A 12,968-nucleotide genomic window follows, 5' to 3' on the forward strand; every position below is an offset into this window, starting at 1 on the left:
CGATCGCGATTAGACGTCCATCAAGACTGATCAGAAGCGCCCTTCGCCGTCAGATGCCATTGGTTTGCGGCAGGACAGTTGTTTGGCCAGGCTCGCTGTAGCGACGACGCCTTTGGACACCTGGTTTGACCTGGTTGATGACCACGGCGACGGGAATGGGCTGGTCCGTGCCAGTTGCTCGAATATGTTGCATTGCCGTAATCCCCGCCCGCGCGTTGGTCACCCCCCACTTTACCGTCAGGATTACGCGATCCACCATTGACGCGAGAAGCCGCGTCTCAGTGGCACTAACCACAGGGCCACTGTCGATCAGGATGTAGTCATAGGTTTCCCGTAGCCGGGACAAGAGTTTGGGAAACCCGTCGCTGGTGAGCACCGAAAGCGGATCATTTCCGGTGTGCGTAACCGAAAAATAATCAATGCCGGTCCCTTTTACTGTAAAAATTCCGGCTTCCTGCGATGCATCCCAAGGGAGGGAACCATCCGCTGGGATGTCATGGTCCTCGACTTCGCCGAGTACGCGCCGCAACCCGGGGCTGCGGAAATCTAGATCGATCACAAGGACGCGCCGTTTTAATCGTGCGGCATAGATCGCGAGACTAACAACCAGTGTGGTCTTGCCTTCACCATTGGCGCAGGAGGTAACCAAAAGCGTCGTCGGCTGGATCCCTTGCGTCGAACGCCATGTTGTTGTCACGAAGAGCCCGCGGATCGCCTCAGTGTAGGCATCGAAAGGATGATCGTGCAGAAGGCGCCGCAACGCCGGCGCGCGCCGAATGCGTGTTACCTTCGGAACCAGGCCAATGCAGGGAACGCCGAGCGCCACTTCAATGTCTCTTTCGCCGCGAAGACGCTGGTCGAGACGCTCGACCAAGGCCGCCATCATACCGCCGACAATCAGGGATGCGACCATTGCCGGCACCACAAACAGCATCGGGTTTGGTGAGCTGGGTTCGTTCGGTATCGAGGCCGTAGTAATGAGGCGCGCCGAAGGGCGGAGGCCGCTATTGCCCGACAAATCGGCGCTACGCCGCAGCAAGCTTTCGTAATTTTGCCCGGCCGCTGCTGCCTCCCGTTCAAGCTCCCTCAGACGCGTCCAAGATTCGGTCGCCTCGAAGCTGCCGCGTCGAAATATTTCAAGTCGTCGCTCAATGTCGCGCAGGCGCGCTTCGACTAAGTCGCGGTCTAGGATCAACCCCTCAAGCTCTGCCCGATCAGTGGCCACTGTGTCATCGACATCTGTTGACCCGCTGGCTAAATGGACGTCCATGCGGCGCTGCTCGACCCGAGCTTCACGGAGTTCGAGATCGGAACGCGCGATCATTAGCTGTCGGTTCAGATCAGCAATCTGCCGGTCTGTCATGTCTAATCCGGTCGTATCGCTTTGCCCAAATTCGATTTTGTGTGCCCTCAACGCACGTTCTGACTGATCAAATTCGGCTTGGGCCTTGGGGATGCGATCTTCGATTAGCCTGAGGGCGTAAGCTCTCCGTTCGCGCTGGTACTTTTCCTCGAGCTCGAGAAAGAGTTCGACCGCGCGATTGGCGATAAACGCGGCGGTTTCCGGATTCGTCATGGTAAAGGTTACGGCAATCAAGCGCGACTGGCGCTCTTTATAGGCATTCAGTCCACGGTTGAGGGCTTCGTATCCGAGATCGGGCGGCGGGAGGGATGCACCGTCGGCTGTGGCTTGTGCCGAATTCACATCGGTGCCGCCCCTTGCGTCGGTTGGGATGGGGGTTGGCCCGGGGCCTTCCTTTAGACTTAGGGAAAGGCGGTGCACATGATTTGGCGAGATCAGCATCTCGACCAAAGTTTCAACGGCCGTTTCGTCGATCACCGTGACGCCGTCCTGCACTTCGGTCTCATAGAGGATCTGCGCTTTGGCCGTATAACGGGGCTGCAGCAGGATCCCCGCGGCGGCCGCAAGACCGCCGCCCAGCAGAACCATCGTCCCAATCAGAAGCCACCGACGCCGGACAAGCGTCGCTATCTGTCGGAAGTGTAGTTCGTCTGAGTTCCGATGAATCATAGCGGGAATCCAAGGCGCCCGGCCTCTGACGTAAAATGATTGTGTTGGTAGGGGAGGGAGGGAAGGATGCACCGAAGGACGTAGTTCCCCCACCACATCAGGACCTTGCCCAAATTCCGCCGCGTAGGAATGCGATCAAAAAATGGGTTCCGATTAGGGTGCAGTGAAAAGACGTTGAGCTCGGCCACAATCTGCTTTCGATATTCACAAGTCGGTTTTTAAGCGCACCACCACCGTTCTCTTGAGGCGTTGCCCGTGGGCCAGCGTGCGCTTGCGGCTCATGCGATAGACCGCCCGCAAGTTTGACGCATCGGTCCGAGCCTTTGACCCGACAATCACATAACAACTGATGCGGACGAAGTTCTATCTGGGAGTATCGTCTCTACCTCTAAATGGTGAGGCTAGGATTTCCCCATGGCCTAGACACGCCGGAGCAGCGCAGGGTGCCGAAGACCATCATTGTCCTTGAGGCAGAGCAATGGCTGTGTTCCGTCACGACCGCCCATTGTGCGGCGAATGGATGCAACCCGGATCCGGGAGAACAGTTCGCTCATTGGCGCAGTCATCGCAAGAATGGCGGTCTACGTGCCGGGGGACTCATTTCCGTCCGAACGGGCTCTGCGATCTCGAAGGTCCCGGCGCCTTTTGGGCGGTCCATTTCGACCAATCAGGCAAGATGCCGCCGAAGGAACCTCGGCGGTTTGCATCTCCAGTCTTTCAAGGGCACCTTAGCGTCGCCAACACAGGTACCAGCGGAGTACGATCCGCGTCGCGCAGCGTCTAACTGCTTTCGACACCTGTTTAGAATTGAATTCGGTGCAAAAAAGGATGTCCAACTATATGCGCTACATACATGATATCGATCCAGAAATCAATAACCTCACACGAAAAAGATCATCTTGCGGGCGTGTCCCTAATCTCTGTGTTCAATCAACTTCCACAGCGGGAGTTAATCAATGAACGTTGTTACTCTGACCGGGGACTACGGCTACTCACCATATAAGATATCCGGCCTCGAGGCCGGGACGCTCATCGACGCGGAAACCGCATCTTGGATTCATGACAATGACGATACGGACGGGAAAAGCAGCCCCTATCCCTTTATGGTCTATGATTCGCCCGGCGCCATTTTGGACGGCGGCAGAATTATTGGGAACATCGACCAGACAAGCGCATGGCGCAGCGTGTACGACCTGGGAAATTCGGCAGGTATCAGGGCAGAGGATAGCCCCGGCGTCGTGATCCGGGACTGGCGCATAACGGACACTTGGGATGCCATTCGCGTCTCGTGGAACAGCCCCGATTTTCTCATTGAGGACGTTTGGGTGTCGGATGCTCGGGACGATGCCGTTGAAAACGACCGCCTTCAAAGTGGCACCATCCGCGACAGTCTGTTCGACGGTGTGTTTGCTGGACTGAGCATTGACCCATCGTCGTCAAGCCCGGTCGACGGCCACAATGAGACCGTGACACTTGAAGGTGTTCTCCTGCGGCTTCAGCTTTCCAGTTATAATGGTGAGATCACGCATGGGTCTTTCATCAAGACAGATTCGGCCACTGACGGTGAAGTCACGCCGAATCTACGCTTCATAGACAACGTATTTGCTTTAGAGGATGTGAACCACCGTAGCTATCGCAGTATGTTTGACGCGTGGGATAACACCATTGAGTCCTCGGGCAACTTCTTTCTGAACTTGTCTGACACGCCTCTTCCGAGTGACTATCCCATGCCACCGGCAGGCTGGACGATACTGCAGGGACAGGAAGCGCGCGACTACTGGCAGAATGCGCGCACGGAGTGGATTAACGCCCATCCGGACGACGCTGGATCCTATGTCCCTGATAGTGAGGTCGTGGACCCAAGTGTGCCCGACGTTGACACAAGCGCACCCGTCATCGACACAAGCAAGCCCGACGTTGACACAAGCGCGCCCGCCATCGACACAAACAAGCCCGACGTTGACACAAGCGCGCCCGCCATCGACACAAACAAGCCCGACGTTGACACAAGCGCGCCCGTCATCGACACAAGCAAGCCCGACGTTGACACAATCACGCCGGTGACACCTGACACACCCGACGTGCCGAGAGCGAGTATTGCAACCTTCAGTGGTACGAAATTTAAGGGCGATGGCGCTGATGAAATCATTGTTGGAAACGCTCAGAACAACACGATTGACGGAAAGAATGGCGATGACACCATCCGCGGCGGCGATGGTGACGATATAATCCGTGGGAACGATGGGGCCGACGTCATTTGGGGCGATGCTGGCGCGGACATCTTCATATTTACGCGTCTCAGCGACTCGCGGGATAGTTACGGCGTAGACACGATCATGGATTTTACGGCAGGCGACAGGATCAATCTTTCGATGATCGATGCCAACCGCAGTATGAGTTCCGATCAAGCCTTTGATCTTGTTGACGGTGGGTTCACCGGCGCCCCTGGGGAGTTGACGATCGCGTATGACGCGGCCTCTGGCTTCACCGTGGTCTCGGGCAATGTAGACAGAGACCCTGAGGCTGAATTTACCTTCATGCTCGCGGGCAATGTGGCGGTGTCAGAGACTGATTTCATGCTCTGAAAACACTCTTTCTTTGCGGGGACCGCATCGCGCCGGGCTCGGGTATATTATCCGCCCGGTGAAGGCTGCGGGACCCCGTGAGGAAGGCCCTTTATCGGACGCACCAAGCCTCAGCGAATCGACGCTCGGCGAGTAAGTTCAACTACAACGGGAATTTTGGCGGGACTGCCAATGGGATTAACCGTTTCAGTCGGAAGCTTTGTCTTTCTAGGGCATGCCGACGCGGCTTCGAATGCATTGTGCTCTTGAGGGTCTTCAACCCGCAGGCCTCGTGCCAGCAGCGCGACGTCAGTGCGATTGCGCGCTCCGGTCTTGCGCAGAATTGCCTTTACGTGAACCTTCACCGTGGACTCGGATATGTTCAGTTCCCGGGCAATGATTTTGTTTGGGTATGCCTTCGCGATGAGCGCGAGAACCCGCTTCTGGCCTGCGGAGAGTTCGTCCAAGACTGGCATATCGGTCTGGATCGACTCGGCGATCTCGCCTTCCAGATCTTCCGCCTGCACTAGGTGCGCCAAGTGCGTCGCGGGAAATACCCGCTCTCCCATCAAGATCATTTCGATTGCCTTGGATACGGCCTCGGGTTGAATCGTCTCGAGAAGGAAACCGTCGATTCCTGCTTTTAGAGACTTCTGAATACGCACCAGATCGCATTTTTCTGAGATTAAAATCACGCGTGTACCGGGGTAGGTCTCGCGCAGCTGGGCTAGGCTTCGATCAGAGGGCAAGTCACCTATGGCCGAGTTGATCAAGATCGCGGCAGGGATATAGCCCGCAGGTCCCGCTTTTATGGCTTCATCAATGCGGTTCCAGACATCTTTAATTTGGAAGCGGCGTCGATCCAGAATGGATTTAAGGCCCTCGCAGGAAATAGAGCTGGAATCTATTATGGCTATGAAATCTATCTTCTTCATTTTTTCTCCCTCCGAGTCCACGAGCATAGTAAATATCTGAAAATTAGTTTCAGGCTTTATGTGGTCTGGCTGCTCAAAATATTAAATTCAGGGAGGCAAATGGGCGAATTTTGGAAACATAGTCTCAGCCAAAGTTCAAATCCATACTGCGTGAAAGTTCCCAGCCTATCAACCCTTTTGTAACACTTTTTTGAAGGTCGGCAAGCTTCCTTTCTAATTTATTGTGAGTACCTATTATTTAGATAAACACATAAAATCATAGATTTACGCTAAATTTTCACGTCGTCTTATATAAGGAGCCTCGATGCATGAAGGTGGAAATCGCAGATCTTATGAGTAAATGCATTAGCCGCAATCAAGTTTTGCGAATCGATTGGTGTTCTCAATTTAATTACAGTATGGCGATAAATCATTTGACTGTTCTCAATACGAAAACCCACTGATTTTTAGGGGTCATTCTAACCAAAATAGGAGAAGTTCAAATTCCGTTAACCCTTTTAGGGCACGGCCTACCCATTATTTTTTCTCTGAATTGGAAATATTCAGGATAACGTTGTGATGTAGCTATGGCCCAATGACATTAGCCTGAATGGTTGAAAGTCTTCAACCTAAACGATTCGAATGTTTATCTTTGGCGGGGGGGAGTCCATGAAAGTTGTAATCCAATGTGGAGGAAAAGGAACGCGGCTGCGACCGTATACTATGGTGCTGCCAAAGCCTTTGATGCCTGTTCACTCCCAACCTGTGCTCGAGCACCTTGTGAAATGGCTCCGTCGCAACGATGTCCAAGACGTCTATATCACGACTGGATATCTGCGGCACATCATCAAGAGTTTCTGTGGCGATGGCCGGCAGTGGGACATGCGGATCACTTATACCGATGAACCCGAACCTCTCGGTACGATCGGGGCGCTAAGCTTGTTGCGTGAAGAAATCGACTCCACCTTCATGGTAATCAATGGGGACGTCCTGACGGACCTGAGTATCGGTGCCTTCGTGGCGTGCCATCGCAAAAGCGGCGCCATTGCAACCGTGGCGACGGCGACGCGGGAGACGCTGATGGATTTCGGTGTGATCGAAGCGGCTGATGGGCGGGTCACAAGCTTCCAAGAGAAGCCCCGTTTTCAAAATATCATGAGTATGGGCGTGTATTGCATGGAGCCCGAAATCTTCCAATACATACCCAAGGGCGTTCCTTTTGGATTCGATGATCTCGCGCATTGTTTGCTGTCTAGAGACGAGCATCTGCATATTTATCAGCATGATGGCCTGTGGCTCGATATCGGTCGGATTGAAGATTTCGAGGCGGCGCAGACGCTGACATGGGACGAACAGGCGCCGCCGCATGAGCGTTTGACCTCCGTGGCCTGACCGACATTTCCCGCTATCACCCACGCATTCCCTCTCTTTGAAAGGATGTTAAATGTTGCTTGTTGCAGAGCCATTACTTGGCGCTGAAGAGCGTGCTGCAGCCGTGGCAGTGCTTGAAAGTGGCTGGATAACCCTTGGCGCACGCGTTCGGGAATTTGAGCGGGCCTTCGCCAACCGACACGGAGTAGAGGATGCTGTGGCGGTGGATTCCTGCACAGCAGCTCTACACCTGACTCTTAAGGCCCTCGGAATCGGCGCTGGCGACGAAGTTCTGGCTCCGTCGCTTACCTTTGTGGCGACAATCAATGCCATCCTCTACGCTGGGGCGGATCCGGTTCTAGTCGATATCGAGGGGCTCGACTCGCCGTTGATGTCGATCGAGGATGCGGCCCACAAAATCACGCCCCGTACGCGCGCTGTAATGCTGATGCATTTCGCCGGACACATGGCAGATCCCGGACCCTGGCGCGCTTTCGCTGAACATCATGGCCTGCTTCTGATTGAGGACGCAGCGCACGCCATAGGCGTTCCCGGCGTCGGCTCTTATGGTGACGGCGCCGCGTTCAGTTTCTACGGCAACAAAAACATGACAACAGCCGAGGGCGGCATGATTTTGATGCGGGACCCAGAGTTGCTTGAGCAGGCCCGCCAGATGCGCGGCCACGGCATGACGCGCACCGTTCTACAACGCCTTGTCGCCCGGTCGCCCCATTACGATGTGGACATGCTCGGATTCAACTACCGAATGGATGAGATCCGGGCAGCGATCGGACTTGTGCAGCTTTCCAAGCTTGACGACATGAATGCGCGACGGGCGGCACTTTTCGCGCGGTATCAGGAGTGGCTTGGTCCAGTGATGCGGCGTCATAAGGGGCTGCAGGTTCCCACGTCGCGCAGCGGGCTGTCAGCCCATCACATCATGCCTGTGGTCCTTCCTGAGACTGCTGATCGTGATGCCGTCACCGCAACAATGCACGATGCCGGCATCCAGACGACGATCCATTATCCACCGGTCCACACGCTATCTTATTACCGGGCCCGCGCCCCCCTTATCCGCCTTCCATTAACTGAAGAATTTCACCGCCGAGAACTGACACTCCCGCTCCATCCAAAAATGGAGGATGCCGATGTCCGGCGCGTGGTCTCAGTTCTCGACAAGACGCTCACACGCGCTGAGGAGACCGTATGATGGCCCATCCCATCTCTTCGTCCTTTCACACGTATGTTGGTCGGGCGCTCGACATAGGTCTTGCAAGCATTGGGCTGATCCTGTTGAGCCCGGTAATGCTGATTATTGCAATCGCGATAGTTATAGAGTCGGGCGCCCCGGTCTTCTTTACCCAGACCCGGATTGGGCGAAACGGGCGGCTCTTCCGGATGTACAAATTCCGCAAGCTGGATGATGCGCGAGACAACGGTTGCCCGCTAACCCTAAAGAACGATTTCCGCATGACCTGGATCGGGCGGCACCTCGCTGAGACGAAGCTTGACGAACTGCCGCAACTTTTCAACATCCTGCGGGGAGACATGGCATTCGTAGGGCCAAGGCCCGAAAGCCTGGCTTTCGCGGATTGCTTCACGGAGGGGGCCGGGCCGGTTCTTCACGAGCGGCCGGGCCTTTTCGGCCCAAGCCAAGTGGCTTTCAGGAATGAATGCAGCCTCTATCCTGTCGGGGGCGACCTGATCCAGTTCTACCGTGAGACGCTTTTTCCGGCAAAAATGGCACTTGATCTGGCCTATTATCCTAACCGGACCGTTTGGTCGGATATCGCTTGGATTGGCCGTGGGGTGCTCGCCGTCATTGGAATGATAGCCGTTGTCGGTGGGATGCCCGTATCGGGTTCAGCAAAAGCGTCGAGTCGGACCGATCCCCATCCGTCAGAGGGCGCCATCGCGACAGAATTAAGCGGAATTCGGAAATGAATATTGCCGTCGATCAAATCATTACACCCCTTGCGGGCCGCAACGTCCTTGTGACAGGCGCAGACGGCTTCATCGGATCGCATCTGGTCGAAGCGTTGGTCGCGACGGACGCGAACGTGACGGCGCTGTGTCTTTACAACTCCTTTGACTCTCTTGGCTGGATCGACGCGTTGCCGGAATGCATTCGTGCGAAACTTAATGTCGTGCGCGGCGACATCCGCGACGCTGCGTTCATCCGCTCTCTTACCATCCGGCAGGACACCGTATTTCACTTGGCAGCCCTAATCGCGATTCCACATTCTTACGTCGCTGCTCAATCCTATGTGGACACGAATGTTATCGGAACGTTGAACGTCCTCGAGGCGGCGCGTGAGAATGGCGTGCGGCGCGTGGTGGTCACATCCACAAGCGAAGTCTACGGCACTGCAATCACTGTTCCGATCGCGGAGACGCATCCGCTGCAAGGCCAATCGCCTTATTCAGCCTCCAAGGTCGGGGCCGACATGCTTGCGGAATCGTTTGCGCGTTCACACGACCTTCCGGTCGTTACATTACGGCCGTTCAACACCTTCGGGCCGCGCCAAAGTGAACGCGCCGTTATTCCGACCATCATACGGCAGGCGCTGGACCCGAAAGTTCATGCTATCCGCGTCGGAGATCTGACGCCGATACGCGATTTCACCTTTGTCGAGGATACCGCCGCAGCTTTCGTACTGGCCGGGACGACCAATTCGATCGAGTTCGGTATTCCCTACAACGCTGGATCAGGCCGGGCTGTCACCGTCGGCGAAGTGGTCGAATTGGCGCGGAGGCTGACGGGGTGCGATAAGCCTATCTTGCAGGAAGAAGGGCGGATGCGCCCTCCAAAATCCGAGGTGGGAGAGTTGCTTGCCGACAGTCGTCGCTTCCACGAAGTGACTGGGTGGCGGCCGGCTGTCGATTTCCATGAGGGAATGGAACGCACCGTCAGTTGGTGGCGTAAACAGATCCACGAGGGGCGCGTCCGGCAGGAGATAAGCTATGCGACTTGAAAGGAAGCAGCCCATAGCCTCACGCCGACGGTCCCGACACCAAATGACGCTTTGTATTGCCGCCGCGGCGCTGTCGGCAGCCATGGCTGCGAACAGCGTATCGGCTGACGAATATCGCCTGCAAGCCGGGGACGTGGTCGGGATGTCCGTCGCGGGTCTTCCCGATATGAACCTGCGATCCGAAATACAGATTGACGGAAGCCTGAGCTTTCCGTTGGTTGGGGTGCTCGCCGCCGCAGGCTTGACCGTGGCCGAGACACGCAGCCAGATTCAGATGGCCTTGGCGACCCGACTATTGCCAGCCTATCTTCCTGACGGGCGCGAAGTCATGCGTATGGTCGAGCGTGACCAAATTTCGGCCTCGGTGATGGAATACCGTCCGATTTTCGTCAGCGGCGATGTCGCTCAGCCGGGTGAACTGCGGTTTCGCCCGGGCATGACGGCCCGCCAAGCGATCGCGGGTGCCGGGGGCTTGGCTCCGGTCGCGATACTTGCTCCGGGCGAGAATCCAATTGACCTTCGTACCGATTATGCCGGCGCATGGTATGCTGCTACGGCGGCGAGCGCTAAGGTCTGGAGATTGCGGCGCGCCCTCGGGGAGGACACTGATTTCAACAGTCGGACATGGCCCCCGGCACCGAGGCAGGAGGTTTCCCTCGACGAAATCCTACGTGCCGAGACGCGCCTGCAGGATATGCTGACGCAAAGCCTCGTACGGGAACGCGCATTCTTCGAGCGGGCGCTCAACCAGATCGACGATCAAAGCGCTGTTCTGCGCAATTTGCTTGAGGTCGAAGAAGCGAGCGAGTTGATCGATGCTGACGCCTATGCCGCCGCCACCGCCGCAAGCATGAAGGGGATTTACACGCAGGCGCGCCTTGCCGATATGCGTGCCGCTGCTCTGATTTCGTCTACCCGACGTCTGCAGACCGAAGCGCGCCTGATGGAGCTTGAACGACGCCGAACAGAGATCGCCCGAGATCAGGAGCGGCTGGATGACAAAATGCGGTCGGATCAGTTGGCCGAGCTTCAGGAGGCGCAGGTCATTGAGGGCCGAGAACTGGCACGGCTCTCTGGAGCCGAGGAAAAATTGCGGTCCGCTGGGCTTGCGCCCCTGAGACAACCCAGCGGAGGCACCGACGCCACCGCGATGTGGATCATCCGCGGCGGGACAAGGGGCCCGAACGCCGCGAGTTACGATACAATAATTCAGCCTGGCGACGTCATCGAAGTGACGCAAGGTTTCGAATTGCTTCCCTTAAATCTCAGCGAGGTTTCGTCTGACGACCCACCGCTTCGGACGGCTGAGGCACCGCGGTAACTAAAATTGTTGATCTGGGCGTCTTTCAAGACACTGAAGGTTCGGCCATTGATGGCCGAGTTCCGATCAGGGCCAATTTGAGTATGTGATCGTATTCACGAGTTGGTGGGGTCGCCGCCTCTAACACAGAGTCCCTTCGCGGTGCGCGGGCGTTCGTGACGAATTTACGGTAACGCTTCGAGGCTTGAAGCCAAGTTTTTGGGGCGGGCCGAACGGTTCCGAGAGCGAGCTGGAGGAAACTCATGAATCTGTGCGATCCGAAATGCGCAATTTTGCAGCTGACAATCGAGGGGGTTACACCAGACGATCTGGTGGCGAGTGTTCGTGCCGAGAGATTGGCATCTCGGGGACCTTCGTATCGTGATCCAAACGGCCCTTGGTTGGTCCGGCACTCATTGCCACGCATTCATCCACTGTTGTTCGTTGAGGTCTGTAGAATAACTCGTTCACAATCTGCCCTACTTTCGGCGGCAAGGTAAATACATGGAGAGGAAGTTTAGAATGATGGCGTCTCACACTCTCATAGAAGGCCCGCTTCGCCCCGCGCTCAATTTACTCTTACAAAAGCGACGCGATGCAGCTTCAAGAAGCTGCAAGCAGAAGTCCGCACCATGACCGACCTCAAGCAAATAGAAGTCTATGTTCTCAAGTTGCGCTCAGAGTGTGAGATAGCCGAACTTGGTTACACGCCGCGGCATGAAATATCAGCTGAAGCCTACCGCGGAGGTGAAATCGCTCTCTTGGTCGAGCAACAGCTTGTTTATACCCACTTTGGGTATGGCTCTTGGCTGGAACTTCGGAGTCCGCAGGTTCTTCGTGCCACAATAAATTACATCATGCGGGACACAAGATAGTATGCAAGCAGTAGTTCTATGTGCCGGAAAAGGGAGTCGGCTTCGCCCCCTGACCGACGCCACGCCAAAGCCTTTGGTAAAGATCAACGGCCGCACGATCCTATCTTCTGCTTTAGATGGCCTGTTATCGGAAGGTGTCCGTGATATTACTTTTGTCGTGAAGTATCGTGCCAACCAGATACAGGACTATGTAATCGCCAACTACAGCGGCAACTTTACCTTTGTCGAACAAGGTGAAACTGGCGGAACTGGCGCGGCTATTCTGGCAGCAAAGCATAACGTTACCCGTGAGTTCATTATGCTATTCGGGGACAGCGTTTTCACAAGCACCGCCGTTCGCGATATCCGTAATGGAGCGGGGCACGGCGTTGTCGGCGTAGTCCAATCTCACGAGCCGGAACGATACGGTTGTGTCGAACTTCAGTCTAACGGTTTTGTTTCACGAATAACTGAAAAGCCAGATGTTGCGAAATCGAAGCTTGTTGTTCTTGGGGGCTATCGTTTCCCACCTTCGATAATGAACTATCTTGAACGAGTTCCTTTGAGTGGCCGAGGAGAGCTTGAGGCACCCGATGCGGTAAATTTAAGTATCGATGACGGATGCTTGTATGGTGTGGCCGACATTTCCGGATCGCATGATATCGCGTCACTTGACGATATTGTCCGTCTGGATCCGTCATTTAGGCTACTCGCAAGTTGCGCATTTATGCCGTCCATCGCAACCTCGTCCGATCCACGTTGATTTTCACCAGATCCGCTGGCCGAACGTTCTTCGAACGGGGGCGCACAACCTGATCCAGTAGGCAGTGGTGAACCGCGCCAGGTTTGCCGGAGGCTCCAACTCATGAGTAGGATGGAGCATCATGAACAAAACAACGAACAAATATTCACCTGAAGTGCGCGAACGTGCCGTGCGGATGGTTTTGGATGGCGCAGG

General features: G+C 55.6%; 11 protein-coding genes. 8 read left to right on the top strand and 3 right to left on the bottom strand.

The window, feature by feature from the left end; all coding sequences use genetic code 11:
• Positions 1-49: 49 nt before the first annotated feature.
• Positions 50-2,032 (bottom strand): Wzz/FepE/Etk N-terminal domain-containing protein, encoded by a 1,983-nt coding sequence (locus tag BV911_RS15635; RefSeq protein ID WP_086054549.1) that lies wholly within the window; start codon positions 2,030-2,032, stop codon positions 50-52.
• Positions 2,033-2,988: 956 nt separating this feature from the next.
• Between BV911_RS15635 and BV911_RS15640 the strand changes: the two genes are divergently transcribed.
• Positions 2,989-4,617: a calcium-binding protein gene (locus BV911_RS15640; RefSeq protein ID WP_086054550.1), complete on the top strand. Its 1,629-nt coding sequence runs from the start codon at positions 2,989-2,991 to the stop codon at positions 4,615-4,617.
• A 110-nt stretch (positions 4,618-4,727) separates the two neighbouring features.
• Here the strand turns inward: BV911_RS15640 and BV911_RS15645 are convergent, their stop codons facing one another.
• Entirely contained in the window at positions 4,728-5,531 is an 804-nt protein-coding gene (locus BV911_RS15645) for a response regulator transcription factor (protein WP_168184104.1), read from the bottom strand.
• Positions 5,532-6,179: 648 nt separating this feature from the next.
• Here BV911_RS15645 and BV911_RS15650 point away from each other — a divergent pair.
• From BV911_RS15650 to BV911_RS15685, 7 genes are all read left to right on the top strand, one after another.
• Positions 6,180-6,902, top strand: a complete 723-nt coding sequence (locus BV911_RS15650) for a sugar phosphate nucleotidyltransferase (RefSeq protein ID WP_086054560.1) — start codon at positions 6,180-6,182, stop codon at positions 6,900-6,902.
• 52 nt (positions 6,903-6,954) lie between these two features.
• Positions 6,955-8,091 (top strand): DegT/DnrJ/EryC1/StrS aminotransferase family protein, encoded by a 1,137-nt coding sequence (locus BV911_RS15655; protein WP_086054552.1) that lies wholly within the window; start codon positions 6,955-6,957, stop codon positions 8,089-8,091.
• Positions 8,088-8,825: a sugar transferase gene (locus BV911_RS15660; RefSeq protein WP_086054553.1), complete on the top strand. Its 738-nt coding sequence runs from the start codon at positions 8,088-8,090 to the stop codon at positions 8,823-8,825. The genes BV911_RS15655 and BV911_RS15660 overlap by 4 nt, the downstream gene beginning before the upstream one ends.
• Entirely contained in the window at positions 8,822-9,856 is a 1,035-nt protein-coding gene (locus BV911_RS15665; protein WP_086054554.1) for an SDR family NAD(P)-dependent oxidoreductase, read from the top strand. Before BV911_RS15660 ends, BV911_RS15665 begins: the two co-directional genes overlap by 4 nt.
• Positions 9,857-9,899: 43 nt before the next feature.
• Complete coding sequence (locus tag BV911_RS15670) at positions 9,900-11,177, top strand: polysaccharide biosynthesis/export family protein (protein WP_168184105.1); 1,278 nt, start codon at positions 9,900-9,902, stop codon at positions 11,175-11,177.
• Between the two features lie 306 nt (positions 11,178-11,483).
• Entirely contained in the window at positions 11,484-11,618 is a 135-nt protein-coding gene (locus BV911_RS20405; protein WP_086054556.1) for a hypothetical protein, read from the top strand.
• Between the two features lie 414 nt (positions 11,619-12,032).
• Complete coding sequence (locus tag BV911_RS15685) at positions 12,033-12,773, top strand: sugar phosphate nucleotidyltransferase (RefSeq protein ID WP_086054558.1); 741 nt, start codon at positions 12,033-12,035, stop codon at positions 12,771-12,773.
• Between the two features lie 3 nt (positions 12,774-12,776).
• Here BV911_RS15685 and BV911_RS19785 read toward each other — a convergent pair.
• A partial coding sequence (locus BV911_RS19785) for a hypothetical protein (RefSeq protein ID WP_205963871.1) occupies positions 12,777-12,968 on the bottom strand: 192 nt, incomplete at its 5' end.

Origin of the sequence: Pseudoruegeria sp. SK021, from assembly GCF_002119405.1 — a bacterium.
Classification (GTDB): Bacteria; Pseudomonadota; Alphaproteobacteria; order Rhodobacterales; family Rhodobacteraceae; genus Meridianimarinicoccus.